Here is an 18,940-nt window from a genome sequence, read left to right as displayed (position 1 = left end):
CCGGCCCGTCGTTCTCTCCCGCGCCGTCGCCCGCCACCACCCTCAGAGGAGAGCCTTCGGCTCGGATTCCTCCCTTACCTGCCCATCGGCACCGAACACCACGAACCGGTCGAAGCTCCGCGCGAACCACCGGTCGTGGGTGACCGCCAGAATCGTCCCCCGGTAGGCCTCCAGCGCCGACTCCAGGGCCTCGGCCGAGACCACGTCCAGGTTGTCGGTGGGCTCGTCGAGCAGCAGCATGGTGGCGCCCGACAGCTCCAGCAACAGCACCTGGAACCGGGCCTGCTGGCCGCCGGAGAGGGTGTCGAACGACTGCTCGGCACAGAGCGCCAGTTCGTAGCGGTCCAGCGCCCGCCCGGCCTCGTCCCGGGGCACGCCCTTCCGGGTGCCCTGCCCGCTGTGCAGGATCTCCAACAGGGTCCGCCCGGCGAACTCCGGGTGCTCGTGCGTCTGCGCGAACCACCCCGGCAGCACCCGGGCGCCCAGCCGCGCCCGGCCGGTGTGCGGAACCGGCTCGACACCGGCGCGCTCCTCCTCCGGGACCAGTGAGGACTCGGGGTCGTCACCGCCGCCGGCGAGCAGCCGCAGGAAGTGCGACTTGCCCGAACCGTTGGCGCCCAGCACCGCGACCCGCTCGTCGTACCAAACCTCCAGGTCGAAGGGGCGCATCAGCCCCGTCAGCTCCAGGTTCTCGCACACCAGGGCGCGCTTGCCGGTGCGCCCGCCGCGCAACCGCATCCGCAGGTTCTGGTCCCGGGGCTGCTGCTGCGGCGGCCCCGCCTCCTCGAACCGGCGCAGCCGGGTCCGCGCGGACTGGTACCGCGTGGCCATGTCCGAGTTGTAGGCCGCCTTCTGCTTGTACATGGACACGAGCGCCTTCAGCTTGGCGTGCTCCTCGTCCCAGCGCCTGCGCAGCTCGTCCAGGCGGGCGAACCGCTCCCGCCGGGCCTCGTGGTAGGTGTCGAAGGCGCCCCCGTGCGTCCACGTGCTGTTGCCCGCCGCGCCCAGCTCCACCGTGACGATCCGGTCCGGCACCCGGCTGAGCAGTTCGCGGTCGTGCGAGACGAACAGGACCGTCTTGGGGGTGGCGCGCAGAGCCTCCTCCAGCCAGCGCTTGCCCGGAACGTCCAGGTAGTTGTCCGGCTCGTCCAGCAGCAGCACCGGCGCGGGGCCGCGCAACAGCGCCTCGATGACCAGCCGTTTCTGCTCGCCTCCGGAGAGCGTGCGCACCTGCCGCCACCGGCAGCGCCCGTAGGGCGTGCCCAGGGCCGCCACGCAGCACTGGTCCCACACGACCTCGGCCCCGTAACCTCCGGCGTCGCCGTAACGCGCGATCGCCTCGGCGTAGCGCATCTGCGTCTTCTCGTCCTCGGAGACCATCATGGCCTCCTCCGCCCGCTCCAGGTCCGCGTGCGCTCGGCGCACGGCCGCGGGGGAGACCGACACCAGGAGTTCGTGCACGGTGCTCGCGTCCCGCACGTGCCCCACGAACTGCGGCATCACCCCCAGCTCGCCGTCCACGGTCACCGCACCCGACTGGGGCGCGAACTCACCCTTGACCAGACTCAGCAGTGTGCTCTTGCCCGCGCCGTTGGCACCCACGAGGGCGGTCCTGGACCCTGCGCCGACCCGGAACGAGACCCCGTCCAACAGCACCCTCCCGTCGGGCAGGGTGTGTGTGACCTGGTTGACGTCGACGTAACCCACGACCGCTGCTCTTCTCCCGATGCTCACGAACCACCCGCACGCCCGATCGGCGCCCGCGGGCAGGCTCGCACGCCTGGGCGACCGGCCGCAAAGGGTTATCGCGGGTGGTGGGAGGAGGGCCGGGGCAGTTCGGGAGGGCGGGTGCCGCTCATCCACAGGGCCAGCTCCTCCCGGCCCACCAGCACCATCTCGTCCCCCGCCTCCCACGCGGCGGCCTCGGTGAAACCGTCGGAGGCCACGAACATCCCCAGGTAACCCCGGTGGGTTCCGGCCAGCACCCCCAGGAAGGCCCGCACCTCGTTCGGCGGGACCGGTCTGCGCCAGCGCTTGCACTGCACGACCAGGGGGCGCCCGTCCGGGGTCTGGGCACGCAGGTCCGCCCCGCCGTCGAAGGAGCCGCCCACCACCGTGACCCTGGTGTAGCCGTGCGACCGCAGCAGGCTCGCGACGTACTCCTCGAAGCGCACACCCGTCATCCGGTCGACCGCGGACAGGTCGGTGCGGGCCACCACCCTGCGGTCCCCGGCCAGCCGGATCCGGCCCCGGACCCACCAGACCAGCACGGCCAGCGCGGCGGCGGCTACCAGGGCCAGGCCCAGCCACACCAGCGGACGGTCGGCGTTGTCGTGCAGCCAGCCCAGGGCCAGCAGTGACACCACCACGGCCAGGGGCAGAGCTCCTCGGAGCCATCGGGCCCGCCGCCGGGACCCGCGTCGGCCCCCTCGTGCGCTCACGTTCCTCCCCGGGACACGGTCTGCGGTGCCATAACGGAGCACATCATCCCACGGGTGGCCAACCCGACAGCCCCGTCCCGGTACGACGGGACGGGGCTGTCCCCGGGCGCTGCCACAATGGCACCAGCCGCCCTCCGGACGAGAGCACCGGTCCCGCCGGGGGCGACCCGCGCGCGCACGCGAGCCCTTCGGGGCGCGCGCCACGGGGGTGAACGGGAACGACCGGGGACCGATACCGCGGGGGTTGAGTGGTGGCCGAACGCAGGGCGTTGGACCTGGACGCGCTGGCGGTCAGCGACCGCTTCCGCCTGTTCAACTTCACCCGCCGGGACGATCACGTCACCTACCTGTGGATCCTGCGGGCCGTGGACCGCCTCCGCGAGGTCCACCAGGTGCAGGTCGGTGCGGACGAGGTCGAGGCGACCCTGCGCGAACTGGGCGCGGCCCACGCCGAGGTGCCCGCGGTCCCCGCCCAGGGGCTGCGCAGCCGCCTCGACGAACTCGCGGCCGACGGCGTGGTGCACCGCTTCGACGACGCCTCCCGCGCGGGCACGCTCGCGAGCTACCGCAACCGCCAGTCCGTCTACCAGTTCAGCGAACTCGGCTACCGGGCCTACCACGCGGTGGAGAACGTCCTCGGCGCCCGGGCGGAGGACGTCAACCTGTCCCGGCTGGTCTTCTCCGACGTGCTGGAGGACCTCGGAGCCCTGGCCGAGGCCAACCGCACCGGCCGCGCCGAGGACGTCTACCGGCGCCTGTCGCGCCTGGACTCGGTCATGGAGGACATGGGACGGCGCTCCGCGCAGTTCCACGTGACCCTCGGGGAGATCCTGCGCTCCACAGAGGCCTCGCCGGAGGTCTTCCTGCGCCACAAGAACGCCCTGCTGGTCCACATGTCCGACTTCATGGCCGAACTGGACCGCTACCTGCCCCGTCTGGACCGGGCCGTCCACGAGGTCGAGGCCACCGGCCTGAGCACCCTGCTCTCCCGCGCGGCCGAGGCCGACGAACGACTCTTCATGGAGCGGGCCGAACGTCTGGAGGACTGGTCGCGCCGCTGGTGGGCGGTGCGCGCCTGGTTCGCCTCCGAGGGCGGGGCGCCCACCCGGGCCGCCGAACTCGGCCAAGCCACCAGGTCCGCCGTCTCCGGGGTGGTCGCCCTGCTGCGTCAGATCACCGAGGCCCGGCGCGGCGGTGTCAACCGCTCCACCCAGCTCCGCCACCTGGCCGCCTGGGTGTTCGACACCCCCGACGACGGGGCGGCCCACGCCCTCATGGGCGCAGCCTTCAACACCCGTTCCGCTCGCCACCTGGGCGTCGCCCACGAGGACGGTGACGAGTTCTCACCCACCGACTCCTGGCACGACGCGGCCGGCGTGGAGGTCTCGGTCACCCTGTTCCGCAACGACCGGGCTCCCACCCCCGGGGTTCCCAAACCGGTGCGCCGCGACACCGGTGCCCGATCCGAGCTGCGCCGCCGCCAGCGTGAGGGACGCGAGGCCGAACGCGCCTCGGCCGCGCTCCTGGTCCGCGAGGGCGCACACGAGCGCGTCCTCGACGACAGCGACACCCGGGTCCTGCTGCGGCTTGTCACCAAAGCACTGGAGTCGCGGGAGGTGTACTCCGGCCCCGAGGGGTCGCCGCCGGCGGTCGTCGGGCGCCTGAAATCCGCCACCGGCGACGACGGAGGCACCCTCGTCAAGCTCGTGCCCGACCTGCGGGGCAGTACCGTGCGCACGTCGCAGGGCAACCTCCACCTGCCCGGCTTCCGGGTCGAACTCGCCTCCCGCGCCCGCGGAGCCCGACGGGGCACGGCAGGCGCCGACCGGGCCGACCGGGCGAGCACCCGGAAGGGGAACTGATGGCCGCCCGCAGCCGCCCCCGCGTCGAGACCGTGGACCTGGGCTCCTACCAGCAGGCCGTGCGCAAGGTCCTCACCTGCGACGTCATCACCGCCTCCCGGCCGCGCCCGGGCGTACTCGACCAGGTCCTGTACTGGGCCGACCAGATGGCCGAGGACCTGCGCGCCCTGTTCGGGTACACCCTCATCGCCACCACCGACCACGTCCGCCTGGTCCGCGAACTCGACCTGCTCGACCCCACCCAGCGTCAGACCTTCGCCCGCAAGGGCAAGCCCTTCGACCGCCGCCGCCTGGCCTACCTGTGCCTGCTGCTGGCCGCCTTCCAGCGCTCCCAGGTCGAGATCAGCCTCGGTGACCTGGTCCGGCGCGTCACCCCCTCGGCCAACCGGATCGAGGGTCTGGGCTACGACCCCACCGACTCCACGCACAAGGCCGCGCTGGTCGACGTCGTCCACTGGTTGCTGGACCGGGGCGCCCTGCACCTGTCCGACGGCTCCGTCGAGGCATGGGCACGCGGCGGCGAACAGGGTGACGCGCTCTTCGACATCGACCACGAGATCTGCGAGGTCCTCTTCCGGCCCACCCGGCCGATCCAGCACCTGCGCAGCGCCTCCGGGCTGCTCAGCGACGCCCTCGGCCAGGACGCCCCGCGCGAACGCGCCGCTCAGCGCGCTCGCCGCCTGCTGGTGGAGTACCCCGTGGTGTACTACGCGGACGTCGAACCCGAGGTCGCCGCCGCACTGCGCGGCAGGGGCCCGGCCGAGGAGGTGAGCCGCCTCACCGGGACGAAGCTGGAGCGCCGCGCGGAGGGGGTCCTGCTGGCCGACGCCTCGGGCACCTTCACCGACCGGGCCTTCCCGGGCCGGGGAGGCGCCGTCACCCGTACGGCCGGACTGCTGCTGGCCCAGATCGCCACCTACTTCGAGGAGTCCTGGGCGGGTCTGGCCCGCCTGCCCGCCCCGGGCGCCGTCCACGAGCATCCCGAGCTGGTCGCGCGGATCGACGCCGGGATCCCCCAGGAGGGGATCGTCACGGAGCTGGCCTGGGCCGAGGGGGAGCGCGTCCCGAGGGTCGGAGAGCCCGCCACGGTGCCGTTGGTGGAGCGCGAACGCCTGGAGGACATGATCGCCGACCTGTTCGAGGAGTTCGGCGCCGCCTCCTTCACCGCCACCTGGCAACAGGACCCCCAGGGCCTGCTCGACGCCGCCCTGGCCCTGCTGACCGACCTGGCCCTGGTCCGCCCGGTCCCGGGCGGGGTCCTGGTCACGCCCGCCGCGCTGCGGTACCGCAACATCCGGGGTGCGCTGCCCGAACGCCCCGACACCGGCCTGCTCCCGTTCGGTCCGCTCGACCAGCCCGAAACCGACCAGCTCGAGACCGGTCAGGCCGGTGGCGGCCCCGACGGCGACCGGTCCGACAGCGGCCGGCCCGAGAGCGACCGGCCCGACGACGGCGCCGCCGGGACAGAAACGCCCACCGCCCAGCCAGAGCAGCCCGAGACCGAAGGAACCGAGGAAACCGCGCCATGACCCGCAGGAGCGACCGCTTCCGGCCCAGCCGGGCCGGTGTCGTCAACGTCTGGGACTACGCAGACGAGGAGTTCGTCTTCGCTGACGGCCGCCTCGTCCTGCGCGGCCACAACGGTTCGGGCAAGACCAAGGCACTGGAGGTGCTGTTCCCCTTCGTCCTGGACGGTTACACCGACGCCCGCAGACTCGACCCCTTCAGCGGCCAGAACCGCACCATGAAGTCCAACCTCCTCTACCGGGGCGACGAGTCCGCCTACGGGTACGTGTGGATGGAATTCGCCCGCGCCACCGACGGCGACGAACCGGGCACCGACGACCCGGACACCGGCGCCCCGGCCGCCACCGACCCGGGTACCGAGACCGTCACCCTGGTCATCGGGCTGCGCGCACACCGCCACCGCGACGGCGTCACCCCCTCCTTCTTCGTCACCGACCAGCGCCTCGGGGTGCACTTCGGACTGCTGGCCACCGACGGGCGCCCGCTCACCGAACGCCAACTCAAGGCGGCCCTCGGCGAGGACGCCCACCACTCCACCGCGGCCGACTACCGCAGGGCCGTCGACGCGCGCCTGTTCGGGCTGGGAGAGCGCTACGTCCAACTCCTCGACCTCCTGCTCGCCCTGCGCCGCCCCCTGCTGGCCAAGGACCTGGACCCGGAGAAGGTCTCCCACACCCTCACCGGCGGCCTGAGCCCCCTCGACGACGCCCTCGTCGACCAGGCGGCGCGCGACTTCGCCAACCTCGCCGCCGTCCAGAGCCGGTTCGCCAGCGCCACCGCGGCCCACGAGGCCGCCCGGACCTTCACCGGCGTCTACGCCGACTACCTGAGGACCAACGCCCGCCACCGGCTGGCCCGGGTCGCCGCCGCCACCGAGCAGGCCGACACCCACGCCCGCACCGTCACCGAGGCCGCCGCCGAACTCGACCGGGCCACCGCCGCACGGGACCGGGCCCGCGAGCGCGCCGCCGAACTGTCCGAGGAGGCCGCGCGCCTGGACGCCCAGTGCGCCGCCCTGCGCCAGCACGAGACCCTCCGCGACCAGCAGGCCCTCCAGGTCAGGCGGGAGAACAACGACGCACGCGCCCGCCAGATCGCCACCCAGCGGGCGCGGGTGCGCGCCCAGGAGGAGGAGATCTCCCGCCTGAGCGGCGAGAGGGCCCGCGTCGCCGAGCGCGTCGAGCGCGAACGCGCCCGGGCCGAGGAACTGCGCACCGAACTCACCGTGGCCGCCGAACACTCCGGTATCGCCCACGACGCCGAAGGGCCCGTCGACACCGGCGACGACCTGCCCGAGACCGCACGGGCCAGGGCCGACGCCCGACTCGACGACGTGCGCGCCGTACGCGAACGGCTCGCCGCCCTGGACCGCGCCGAGGACGGCCGCGTGCGCGCCGAGACGGCCGCCGCCCGGGCCGAGGACGCCCTCGGTGCACGCGAACAGGAGTGTGCCGGCGCCGAGGAGGAGCTCGCCGAACTCCGCCGCACCGCTGCCCGGAACCTGGACGGCTGGTCCGAGCGGTGGGAGATCGCCGGACCGGACTGCCTGACGGCCCTGCAGGACACGCTGGAGCACTACGGTGAACCCGGCACCCCCACCCTCGCCCAGGTGTTCAACGAACAACTCCACGACCAGCAGCTGCACGTGGCAGCCCGGGCCAACGGCCTGGAGTCCGAGCAGACCCGGCTCGGCGAGGAGCTGGCCGCCGTCCGCCGCGAACGCGAGGACATCGCGGCCGAGCGCGACGACGCCCCGCCCGCCGACCCCCTGCGCCCCGCACCGCGCGGGGACCGGCCCGGCGCCCCTCTCTGGCAGCTGGTCCGCTTCGCCGACGACCTGCCCGAGGAGCACGGAGCCGCCGTCGAGGGCGCCCTGCACACCGCCGGGCTGCTCACCGCCTGGGTCCACCCCGACCCCGACCTGACCCGCCAGGCCCTGGAACGGGCCGAGGCCGACGTCTACCTGCTCCCCGGCGAAGACGCGGGCACGGGCGCGGACGCCGGTGACGGGGCCGGGCCCTCGCGGCCCGCACCCACCCTCGCCGACCTCCTGGTTCCGGAAACCCAGGACCGGGTCCCCACCGACACCATCGCCCGTGTCCTGGCCTCCGTCCCCCTCGCCGAAGGGGACGGCGCCCCGCTCGCCGAGCTCCCGTCCGGCGTGGACACCGGTGCCCGCTTCCGCCTGGGCCCGCTCACCGGCGCCCACCCCAAGCCCGCCGCCGAGTTCATCGGCGCCACCAACCGGGCCCAGCGCCGCCGCGAACGCCTGGAAGCCCACGACGCCCGCATCAGCGAGCTCTCCGCCCGGCACACCGAACTCGGCGCCCGGCTCGCCCGGGACCACGAACTGCTCAAGGACTTCGACCGCGCCCGCGCCGACCTGCCCGACGCCACCGAGGTCGTCCGGGCGCTGCGCACGCTCGAACACCACTCCACCCTCCTGGCCTCGGCCCGGGCCGCCCGCTCCGAGACCCGCCGCGAATTCGACGCCGCCGTCGCGCAGGTCGACGCCGAACGCCGCCAGGTCCGCACCGTGGCCGCCGAACGCGCGATGCCCACCGGCAGGGAGGACGTCGACGCGGTCGCCGCCGCGGCCGAGGCCTTCCGGGACACCGCCCGGAACCTGCACGCCACCCGCGCCGGCATCGTCGACCACGAGCGCGACCTCACCGGCCGCCGGGACACCGTCGCCCGGCTGACCGAAGCGCTCGAGGGCGACCGCGCCGACCTCGACCGGAGCCGCACCGAGCACGAACGCGAGACGGAGGAACTGGCCACCCTGGAGGCGGCCATCGACGCACCGGCCCGGGAACTCCTCGACCAGCTGGAGCGGGCTCGGACCGAACTCGGCGAAGTCCGGGACAGGCACCGCGACGCCACGGGGGAGGCCTCCCGTGAACACGACCTGGCCGTGCGCTCCGAAACCCTGCGCGACAGCGGACGCCAGTCCCTGGCCCAGGCCCTGGGCACCCTCTTCGAGCACGCCGCCGCCTTCGCCGGGCTCACCCAGCCCGCCGTGCGCGCGGTCATGGGCGTGGACACCCCGGGCACCTGGCCCGTGCCCGACCAGTGGCCCGCCCCGGAGGAGGCCGCGCAGCGCCTGCTCACCGATCGGGCCGCCACCGTCCGCGAGGTCCTGCCCGGAACGGCCGCCGACCTGCTGGACGGTTTCGCCGGGACCGTCGGCACCGGCGAGGTCGGCGAGGCCGAGCTCAAGACCGCGGGGAACCGCATGTCCCAGGCCCTGCGCACCTTCCAGGAGGCCCTGGGCGGTGACGCCGAGGGCTACCGCGTCGACCACGAGGTCGGTGCCAGCGGGCTGGTGACGGTGCACGTCAACGACGAGAACGGCCGCAACCCCGTCTCCGTCTTCGCGCGCGCCGTCGCCGAACGGGTGGAGGAGCAGGGCGCGCTCCTGCACGAGGAGGAGCAGGGGGTCCTGGAGGACGAGCTGCTCAGCGGTATCGCCCAGCAGATCCACGACCGGGTCCGCACCGCCAAGCAGTTGGTGCGCGCCATGGACCGCGACACCCGCGCCCGGCCCATGTCCTCCGGCACCAGGGTGGGCATCCGCTGGTCCCGCTCGGACGGCCTCACCGACCACCAGCGCCAGGCCACCGAACTCGTGCGCCGCGACGGCACCGGGCTCGGCCCCCGGGGCCTGGGCGAACTCCGCGCCGTCCTGCGGCGGATGATCCGCGACTACCATGCGACCCACCCCCGGGCCAGCCACAAGCAGGTCCTGGCCGCGGTCCTGGACTACCGCGACTGGTACCGGTTCGAACTGCGCCTGGCCGAACCGGGCAAGGACGAGGTCACCCTCACCAAGAACAAGCACGAGCAGATGTCCGGCGGCGAGAAGTCCGCCGCCATCCACCTGCCCCTGTTCGCCGCGGCCAACGCCCTGTACTCCTCGGCCGCGCCCACCTGCCCCCGCGTCGTGGCCCTCGACGAGGCCTTCGCCGGTATCGACGACCGCTACAAGCCCGAACTCATGGGCCTGACCGTCACCTTCGACCTGGACATGTTCATGACCGGCCACGACCTGTGGGTGCACTACGACACCGTCCCCATGGCCGCCCACTACGACATGCACCACGACAAGGCCAGCCACACCGTCTCGGCCCTGCTCATGCTCTGGGACGGCGAGCAGACCCTGGACGCCGACGCCGGATTCGCCGGAAACGAGGAACTCGCCGCGGAGCTGCTCGGCATCACCCCGACCAGGTACGTCCCCCAGTCCACCGCGGGCACCCTCCTGGACGGGGCGGCCCAGTGACCGACCTGGACGTCTTCCGCACCCGACTGGGCACCCTGATGACCCGTGTGCGCAAGGAACTGGAGGACCGCGACGGAGCGCTTTCCGGGGGTTTCAAGCTCAAGGGTCTGAGCGAGGAGGAGGCCCACCGGATCCGGGGCTTCGTCGGGAAGGAACCGGGCCCTCACCCGGACCAGGTGCGGATCGATCTCGCGCACCTCGACGAGACCGTTCGCCATGGCTACGGGGTCGGTCTTGAAGAGCTCTTCGAGGCCCTCGGAAACCCGCTGCGCTTCAGGAGCGCGGTCAAACGGGAGGAGGAGGAACTACGCGCGCGCATCCTCGCCCCGGCCCTGGCCAGCCCGCTGTACGAGGCCGACTGGTTCCGCGCCTGGCTCGAACACCGGGACACCCGGGCGGCGCTCACCCGACGGGTTCGGAAGAAGGACACCGGCACCTTCGGCCAGGCCGTCCGGGTCCTGGAAGCGGTCGACGCCCACAACACCGAGGCCTCCGCCACCGGGACCTCGCCGCTGCTCCTGCAGAGTCTGGCCGTGCACGCCACCGGCGACACCAAGGCGCTCAACAACGACCGCCCGCTGGCGGGCCTCGTGCTCGCGGCCCTGGCGGCGCGCTCCGGCACCACCCGCCCCGCCGACAGGGACGCCCAGGAGCGCCGTGCCCTGTGGGAGGAGAACGACGTGGTCCAGGACGACCTGGCCAGCCGCGTGCTGACCCTCAACCTGCCCGCCCGCGGCCCGGTACTCGGTACCTGGCTGACCGAGGCCGCGGAGCACGGCGTCCCGCTCCAGATCACGCTGCACCAACTCGTCCGCTTCCCGCCGGTCCCCACCGCACGCGTGATCCACGTGTGCGAGAACCCGGCCGTCCTCCGCCTGGCCGCCGAGAGGCTCGGATCGGAGTCCGCCCCGGTGCTGTGCACGGAGGGCTGGCCGTCGGCCGCCTTCCACCGGCTCGCCGCGGCCGCCGTCGGCGCCGGGGCCCGTCTGCGCTACCACGGCGACTTCGACTGGCCCGGAGCGGCGATCGCCCGACGGGTGGCCGAACGCTACGGGGCCGACCTCTGGCGCATGTCCGCCGCCGACTACCTCGACCACGTCCCCGACGAGCACCACCCGCTCGAAGGACGGGAGCGGCCCACGCCCTGGGATCCCGGCCTGGCCGAGGCCATGCGTGAGCGCGGGGCCGCCGTCTTCGAGGAGTCGGTCGCCCCCACCCTGGTGGAGGATCTGGCCCAGCGGTGACCCCGGCGCGGGCACGGGCGTTCGCGGGGGAGTAGCGTGCCGGTGGCCCGGCGGCGTCACCCCCGCCGGTCACGACGCGGGAAGGAGCACGGATGAGGGTCATCACGAAGGTCGCCGACCTCGTCGGCAGGTGGTTCGCGGTACTGGTCCTGGTTGGGGCGCTCGTCGGTCTTCTCCTCCCGGAACAGACCGCCCCCGTCATCCCCCACGTGCCCCTGCTGCTCGGGCTCATCATGTTCGGGATGGGCCTCACCATGCGCCCGGCGGACTTCACCGTCGTCACCAGACACCCCGGGACCGTCCTGCTCGGCGTGCTCGCCCAGTACACGGTCATGCCGCTGCTGGGCTGGGGCATCGCCCACGCGTTCGGGCTGCCGCCCCTGCTGGTGGTCGGTATGGTCCTGGTCGGCGCCTCGCCCGGCGGCACCGCCTCCAACGTGATCGTCTACCTGGCGCGCGGTGACGTGGCGCTGTCGGTCGCGATGACCTCGATCTCCACCATGCTGGCACCGTTCGTGACACCGCTGCTGGTGCTGGGGCTGGCCGGTTCGACCCTGCCGGTCGCCGCGGGCGACCTGTTCCTGTCGATCCTCCAGGTCGTGCTGCTCCCCGTCATCGCCGGCCTGCTGCTGCGCACCTTCGCCGAGCGCGTGGTGAGCCCGCTCCTCCCGCTGATGCCGCTGGTCTCCGTCACCGGCATCGTGCTGGTCGTCGCCGGGATCGTGGGCGCCAACGCCGACGCCGTGCTGGGCACCGGCCTCCTCCTCGCCCTGGCCGTGGTCGTGCACAACACCCTCGGCCTGACCGTCGGCTACCTGGTGGGCTACTTCGGCCGGATGCCCGAAAGCGCCCGCCGCGCCGCGAGCGTGGAGGTCGGCATGCAGAACTCCGGTCTGGCCGCCAGCCTGGCCACCACGCACTTCGAGCCCCTGGCCGCGCTGCCCGGGGCCCTGTTCTCGGTCTGGCACAACCTGTCCGGCGCCGCCGTCGCCACCTACTGGGCCCGCAACGCTCCCGAGGACGCCGAGGAGGCACTGGAGCCCGAGCGCCCCTGACACGCCGAGGGTTGCCCCGTCCCGGGTTCGCATGACACGCTCTGCCTCCGACATCCCCCGAGCAACGCGAGGACGTATCACGTGGCCGCCCGGAAGAAGAAGCGCAAGCCCGGACGCGGAAGAACCGACCTGCACCGCGGTCCCACCCGCGACCCCGGACCCACGGGGAACGTGGGCTGCTACTTCATCCTCTTCGCGATGCTCGCCATCGGCCTGGTCGTCCTGCTCCTGGAACTCCTCGGCTAGCACGGTGAGGGGTTCCTCCCCCCCCCGTGATCTTGCTACCAGGAGCAAGTTCGGCGCCGAAGTTGCCCCTGGTAGCAAGATCACCGGTGAGGAGACCCCCTGTCCCACACCGGTGACGCTTCCGCCCAGCCCCGAGGTCCCGGCACTGCCTCCCACGATTGCCGGATCCCACACCTGTCGGGCCTGGCCTGAACCGGCCAGTAGTGATCACACGAAGTAGTCGCGCGAACACCACAAGCCTGTAAGGCTGGTGCCATGTTCGCGTGTCACCGCATCGCCCCCTGCTCCGGGATGCTCGTACTGGCCCTGCTGTCGACCCCGGGTGTCCTCGTCGAACGGGTCGTCGCCCTCGCGCCGCCCCCGGACCCGCCGGGCGTCACCGCGCCCCTCCGCTGTCCGGGACCCCGACGCACCCCGACCCGGCTCCGCGTCCACCGCCCGCACAGGCCCCCGCACTGCGGATACCACTGACCCGGGAAAGGAACAGCGTGCGCCACCGCTCCCTCTCACGCAGAAGAACCGGCCTTCCCCAACCCCGCGGCGACAGATGCCCCTGACCACGAATCCTTGCCCGCCCCCGAACAGCCCGCTGACCCCCGTCAGCGGGTGACGGGGGTGCCAACACGGGAATCTGCCGGAGACACTCGGGGCTCAAAAGGACCGGACGGGTCCCGCGATGAACGGAACCCATGGGACACCCGAACCAACGGCTGCCCCACACGCCCCGACCCCTGAGTCACACAAACACCAGAGGGGGTCGGGACTACCCCGAGAATCGCAAGGACCCCCGTGCCCGGAGTACCCGAAGGGTTTCGGAGGACCGTCCGGAAGAATTCCAGAACCCGGCCCTGACCAGCGCGGACTCTTCCCGCCGTGCGGGATTCGCGCCCTGGACACAACAGGGGCCCGGCCCGGGAACACCCCCGGCCGGGCCCCGTGCCATGCCCGGGTGCGGCACGAATCGCGCAAGGGCCGTGCCGTCCACACGGCGGTGGCGCGCTTTTACGCACGTCGCAGGAGGTGAACCGAAAACCGTGCCGAAGATATTCGTTTCTTCCTCGTGTTTCGCCGGAGGAGGGTCTCTTTCTTGGGATCCAGGGTTTCCTGGTGAGAAATTGCAGGTGGAAGGCTTGGCGGTCTGGGAAAGGATGGTAATTTTCGTGATCGGTGGCACGGAGAACACCGAATTCGTTAGGATTCCAGCCCCCGACTGTTGGAGTCCGAAATGAACGAACGCTTTGTTCGCACGGTCGAAGTGCCTCTGGATGACGGTGGTACGGAAACGGTCCTCGTGCAGATCGTCGGTGTGGACGAGTCCCTTGTGCGGGTGGGGCGCGGCGACCGTTCCCTGGCACGGGCCAAGAGGTCCTTCGGGCAGATGCTCGACACCGTGCGACCTGTGGCGGAGAACTTCGTCGGACGGTTCAAGGACATGGCCGACGCTCCGGACGAGATCGCTCTGGAGTTCGGTATCTCCCTGTCCGCCGAGGCGGACGTGGTCATAGCCAGCACCACCACCGAGGCCAATTTCTCGGTGAGCCTGAAGTGGAAGAACGGGTGAGGTGCCGTGTCGGCCGATGATCCGGGGCGCGGGCGCCAGGGGCCTCCCACCGGAGTGACGGGACAGCGATGACGGAAGCGGTGCCACGGAGCACGGACCAGATACTGGCCTCGGGGGTCGTCCGGGTCGCGGGACAGGACGGGCAGCCCCGCGGCACGGGTGCCCTGGTCGCACCGGATCTGGTGCTGACCTGCGCTCATGTGGTGTCGGACTGTCTGGGGTCTCCCCGGCGGGACCCGGTGGAGGCCGGGGCCAGGGTCATGGTCGACCTCCCGCTGGCCGGACAGGCCGCCCGCGTCCTCGGCCCGAGGGTGGCCGAGGTGGAGCGGTGGATACCGATCAGACCCGACCGGACGGGAGACGTCGCGCTCCTGCGGATGCGGGATCCCGTACCGGGCACCCACCCCCTGCCCTTGGCCGACCCCGACGACATGTGGGACCACCGGGCCCGGACGGTGGGGTTCACCGGTGGTGAGCCGACCGCGCTGTGGTTCCGGGGGGTCCTGGGCGGGACGACGGAGGAGGGCTGGGTACAGCTTTCCCGAGCCGACGGGCAGGCGGCCCATGCCAAGGAGGGGTTCAGCGGGGGACCTGTCTGGGACGACGAACTGGGCGCCGTGATCGGCCTCGTGGTCGCGGCGCAGGCGGAACGGGAAGCCCAACAGGTCTTCGTGCTGCGTACCGGAACTCTCCTACGCGAGCTGCCCGAACTCGAGACCGTCCTGCTGCCGACCGCTCCCTTCCGCGGGTTGGCCCCTCTGGGGGAGGGCGACTCGGACATCTTCTTCGGCCGGGAGCAGGACGTCGACCGGGTGGTCGCGGCGCTGCGCGGCGGACATTCCATCGTCACCGTGTACGGCCCTTCGGGCTGCGGCAAGTCCTCTCTCGCCGTCGCCGGTGTGGTGCCGAGGATGCGCCAGGACGGACACGAGGTTCTGGTGGTCGACGTAGGCCGCACCTCGTCCCTGAGGGAGGCTCTGGCGACAGAACTCTTCACCCTGGCGGTGTCTGGCCGTTACGGGGTGGAACAGGCGCAGCAGGCCGACCCGGACCGCATACGGCGGTGGTTGGACAAACTGGGTCTCACGGACACCTTCCACCGGGTGACCGGGCAGCAGGGGGCGAACGTACTGGTCGTGCTCGACCAGGCCGAAGCGCTGTTGAACCTCTCCGGACCGGAGGTCGAGCAGGACGTCGCGCTGCTGTTTCCGGAACGGCGGACGGACGGCTTCCAGGTGCTGCTCACCCTGCGCGCTGATTTCATGGACGCCGCACTGAGCCACCCGGAGCTGGGATCCGCGCTGCGGCACGGCACCACGCTCCCGCTCACCCCGATGACCCGGGACCAACTGCATGCGGTGATCACCGAACCGATCAGACGTATCCCGGGGGTCGAGTACGATCCCGGGCTGGATCAGCGCATCCTGGACGACGCGGGCCAGGACCCCGGAGTCCTCCCGCTGTTGGGCTTTGTCCTGGCCAAGCTCTGGGAGCGCCGGACCGGCGGGCGGCTGCGGGCCGAAGCGTACGAGGAGCTGGGACGGGTGCCCGGCGCGCTGCGCCGCCACGCCGAACAGGCGTGGCAGGCCTGTGTCAGACCGGGGGAGGAAGCCGAGGCGCGCCTGCTGCTGACCGGCCTGGTGCGCGTCCTGCCCGGTGGCGAGGCACCGCTGCGGCGCGTCCTGACCCGCGAGGAGGCCGGTGAGCGGCGCTGGGAACTGGTGCGGGCGTTCGCCCGGGCCGACTGGCGCCTGCTGGTCCTGCACGGCGGCGACGGCCGCCCCCAGAGCGCGGAGCTGTCCCACGAGGCACTGATCACCGCCTGGCCGGAGCTCGCCGAGGAGGCCCGGGCCAGCGCCGGTTTCCTGGCCGGGCGCGCGGAGGTACAGCACGATCTGGAGCGGTGGCGCAGCGCTGGCCGCCCTGCGGATCTGTTACCCGGTCCCCTGCAGCTCGCTGCCCTGGAAGCCAGCCTCCGCCAGCGGGAGGCGGACCTGACCGGGGAGCAGCGGGAGTTCCTCGCGCAGGCCCGCCGACGCCGACGGCGGCGCCGGAACACCGTGGCGATGAGCTGGGGCGCGGGCGCCCTGGTCCTCGCGCTGATCGCCGGGTTGACCGTGTTCCTCGTTCAGGAGTCGAACGTGCGAGCGCAACGGGAGGCCGAGAGACTGTCGGGTTCGCTCGCGATCCAGTCGGACGAGGCAGCGGAGAGCAACCCCGTCCAGGCGGCCCTGATCGCACTCACCGCCTACGAGGCCGCTCCGACGCAGGAGGCACGCAGCGCGCTGATGCGCCGGTACCTGGATTTCCAAGAGGCCGAGTGGTCCCTGTCCGGCGCGGAGGGGCAGATCCAGGAAGCCGACATGAGTGCGGACGGCTCGGTGACACTGGCGCGGACCGAAGGCGGCCGCGCGACCCTGTTCGTGCGTACGGACGAGGGCGCGGTCAGGCAGGAGCAGCTCGGCCTCACCGAGAACGTCCTGTCCCCTGTGGTCAGCCGGGACGGTCGGCGGATCGCCTACGTGCACGAAGCGGGCGGGACCGTGGTCTGGCACGAGGTGCTGCCGGGAAGCCAGCGGTTACTCGGTCCGCCGCACCGGCTCGAGGGGGCGCTGACGGAGCGCTCGCTGGGGATGACGGTCTTCGGTGACATGCACATCATGGACTTCTCGCACGAGGCCCGAATGCTGGTCGGGGCACCGGCGGCGGACTCCGACCAGCCGGTCCAGGTCTGGGACCTACAGACGGGACGGCCACGGGAACTCCCGGAGGACACACCCCGGCTGACGGAGGTGTGGTTCGGCCCGGAGGAGGACGCGCTGGTGGCCGTGACCACCGACCCCGACCTGATGGGCGGCGCGGTGGTGACGATCGACGTCGGCACCGGGAGGGTGCGTGAATTGGCGGAGGGCGTCGATGTTGAGCATGTCGGGGTCTCCGCGGACGGCAGCGTGGCGGTCGTCTGCCGGAAGTCGGAGGGAGAACCCGGCCCCGCCGGGGTCGCCTGGGGCGAGGCCCGCTATCAGGCCGTGCAGGTGGCGGACGGGCGGGTGCTGGGGGAGTACGCCCTGGGGAAGAACACCTCCTGTGCCGACGTGACCGTCTCCGAACAGGGGGAGCGGTTCGTGGTGCCAGACACGGAGGACGAGTGGGTACTCGTCGAGACCTCGGGGCAGGAGGAACCGACGCGATTCCTCGGGCCACAAGGGCGTGTGAACAGAAGCCATCTGCCCCTGCTGGGGACGGCACGTGATCCGGTCCTCCCCACGCGGGAGATGAACGGGATCACCGGATGGAAGATGGCCGAATACGACGGCGAGACCGCCTACAGTCCCCCGCGCCTGATCGGTGACGGGAGCACCATGGTGGTCCGCCTGGGCCGGAACGGCGACAACCTGAGTGTCCTGGAGACCGAGGGTGAGGGGCGAACCCTGGCCAGCGTGGACCGTGACTTTTCCGTTCCTGCGGAGCCACAGCAGGAACTCCAGGTCAATCGCGCCGAGACACTGGTGGCGGACGTGTCGGACCAGAACCGGATCACGGTCTACGAGCTGCCCTCGTTACATGAGGTGAGCGAGTTCACCACAGTTCCGCAGTCTCCCGATACAGAGGGGGGATCGGAGCGGTTCCTGTTCCGGTTCCTGGACGGGGACCAGCTCATGACGCTCTCCGGAGCGACTCTCGAACACTGGGATGCCCGCACCGGTCGCCGGTTGTCTGAACTGGACCTGGAGGACCTGCGACTCACCGAAGAGGAGGAAACGTACTACTCCGTCTCCAGCCATCCCGAACCGGGGCGTGTGAGTGTCCTCGCCGACGGGGAGCAGGTGCTGCACGCGGTGGACCTGGCCACCGGAGAAAGGAAGGAGGAACTCGGTATCCGGCTCGACGACATCGAAGCGGCGATCTTCCTTGAGGACCCGCGCTACATGGCTGTGATGACCACGGGCAGAATGGTGGAACTGTGGTCGGTACGTCCTGGCCGGGCTCCTACCAGGGTTGTGGGTTCCCTCGGACCTTTGAACCCGAACCGCTGGTCGGCGACCGTCCCCGGAGAAGCAGTGTTCTTCCTGGCCAACGACAGTGCAGCGCAGTTCCTGTGGGCGGACGACCCTACGCGCAGGGAGACTTACCAGTTCGACGAGCCCCAGGGTTTCCTGGCGGTGACCCGGGACGGCCAGGCGTTGTTGCGGACACCCCTCGAAGGCGGCCGGGTGAGTCTGCTCCGCCTCGATCCGGAACTGTGGAAGCGGCACCTGTGCGCCGTCACCGGCCGTGAACTCACCGAGGGCGAGGCCGGTGCGCTTCCTTCGGACGTGCCCGCCGAGGTCTGCGCACAGGCTTCCTGACCGAGGTGGCGGTGGCTCCCAACGACGGCGCGCCTTTGATCCACACACTCGCCCTGACCAGCTGCGCGGTGTAGCGAAGGGGAACGAGCAGGACCCCCGCTTCCCGGAGGGAGCGAGGGCCCGTGCTGCTCGGAAGGCTTGTCGCCTGGGGCAGGCGTGAAGGGCTGGCTCAGCGAAGGTCGTCCCGGGCGGTTCCGAGGAAGGCCCGCCACTCGTCAGCGGCGAAGAAGAGCGCGCCGAGGTTGCGGTTCTGGGTGTCCCGAACACCAGTGATGGGGCCCTCGGAAACCTCCACGCAGGCGGCCTCGCTCTGTGAGTAGCTCGACTTGTGGAAGTTCAAGTGGTCGAGTGACGGAATCTGCGAGGTCTGCAT

At 71.9% G+C, this 18,940-nt stretch carries 12 protein-coding genes; 9 read left to right on the top strand and 3 right to left on the bottom strand.

All coding sequences use genetic code 11. The annotated features are described in order from the left end of the window. Positions 1-42 precede the first annotated feature (42 nt). Both ACUKCB_RS09790 and ACUKCB_RS09785 read right to left on the bottom strand, forming a co-directional pair. Entirely contained in the window at positions 43-1,707 is a 1,665-nt protein-coding gene (locus ACUKCB_RS09790) for an ABC-F family ATP-binding cassette domain-containing protein (RefSeq protein WP_473040962.1), read from the bottom strand. A 95-nt stretch (positions 1,708-1,802) separates the two neighbouring features. Continuing rightward, positions 1,803-2,441: a restriction endonuclease gene (locus tag ACUKCB_RS09785; protein ID WP_473040205.1), complete on the bottom strand. Its 639-nt coding sequence runs from the start codon at positions 2,439-2,441 to the stop codon at positions 1,803-1,805. Between the two features lie 251 nt (positions 2,442-2,692). Between ACUKCB_RS09785 and ACUKCB_RS09780 the strand changes: the two genes are divergently transcribed. The 9 genes from ACUKCB_RS09780 to ACUKCB_RS09740 all read left to right on the top strand — a co-directional run bounded on the left by ACUKCB_RS09780 (position 2,693) and on the right by ACUKCB_RS09740 (position 18,567). Next, positions 2,693-4,303 carry a TIGR02677 family protein gene (locus tag ACUKCB_RS09780; protein ID WP_473040204.1) on the top strand — a complete coding sequence of 537 codons (1,611 nt, stop codon included), beginning with the start codon at positions 2,693-2,695 and terminating at the stop codon, positions 4,301-4,303. Further along, on the top strand, positions 4,303-5,832 hold the full coding sequence (locus tag ACUKCB_RS09775) for a DUF2398 family protein (RefSeq protein ID WP_473040203.1): 1,530 nt from the start codon (positions 4,303-4,305) through the stop codon (positions 5,830-5,832). The genes ACUKCB_RS09780 and ACUKCB_RS09775 overlap by 1 nt, the downstream gene beginning before the upstream one ends. Continuing rightward, positions 5,829-10,112 (top strand): TIGR02680 family protein, encoded by a 4,284-nt coding sequence (locus ACUKCB_RS09770; protein WP_473040202.1) that lies wholly within the window; start codon positions 5,829-5,831, stop codon positions 10,110-10,112. Before ACUKCB_RS09775 ends, ACUKCB_RS09770 begins: the two co-directional genes overlap by 4 nt. Beyond that, entirely contained in the window at positions 10,109-11,356 is a 1,248-nt protein-coding gene (locus tag ACUKCB_RS09765) for a TIGR02679 family protein (protein ID WP_473040201.1), read from the top strand. Before ACUKCB_RS09770 ends, ACUKCB_RS09765 begins: the two co-directional genes overlap by 4 nt. Positions 11,357-11,448: 92 nt before the next feature. Further along, positions 11,449-12,411, top strand: a complete 963-nt coding sequence (locus ACUKCB_RS09760; RefSeq protein WP_473040200.1) for a bile acid:sodium symporter family protein — start codon at positions 11,449-11,451, stop codon at positions 12,409-12,411. 81 nt (positions 12,412-12,492) lie between these two features. Further along, positions 12,493-12,657 carry a hypothetical protein gene (locus tag ACUKCB_RS09755; protein ID WP_191270921.1) on the top strand — a complete coding sequence of 55 codons (165 nt, stop codon included), beginning with the start codon at positions 12,493-12,495 and terminating at the stop codon, positions 12,655-12,657. A gap of 255 nt (positions 12,658-12,912) precedes the next feature. Then, positions 12,913-13,128 (top strand): hypothetical protein, encoded by a 216-nt coding sequence (locus ACUKCB_RS09750; protein ID WP_473040199.1) that lies wholly within the window; start codon positions 12,913-12,915, stop codon positions 13,126-13,128. A gap of 754 nt (positions 13,129-13,882) precedes the next feature. Beyond that, on the top strand, positions 13,883-14,218 hold the full coding sequence (locus ACUKCB_RS09745; protein WP_473040198.1) for a CU044_2847 family protein: 336 nt from the start codon (positions 13,883-13,885) through the stop codon (positions 14,216-14,218). Positions 14,219-14,298: 80 nt separating this feature from the next. After that, positions 14,299-18,567, top strand: a complete 4,269-nt coding sequence (locus ACUKCB_RS09740) for an nSTAND1 domain-containing NTPase (protein WP_473040197.1) — start codon at positions 14,299-14,301, stop codon at positions 18,565-18,567. Positions 18,568-18,736: 169 nt separating this feature from the next. On the opposite strand, the gene ACUKCB_RS09735 is transcribed toward ACUKCB_RS09740, so the two are convergent. After that, a complete protein-coding gene (locus ACUKCB_RS09735; protein ID WP_473040196.1) occupies positions 18,737-18,940 on the bottom strand; it encodes a DUF397 domain-containing protein in 204 nt (67 codons plus the stop codon).

Source organism: Nocardiopsis moroccensis (genome assembly GCF_055763695.1).
This window is presented reverse-complemented; position numbering and strand designations above follow the sequence as displayed.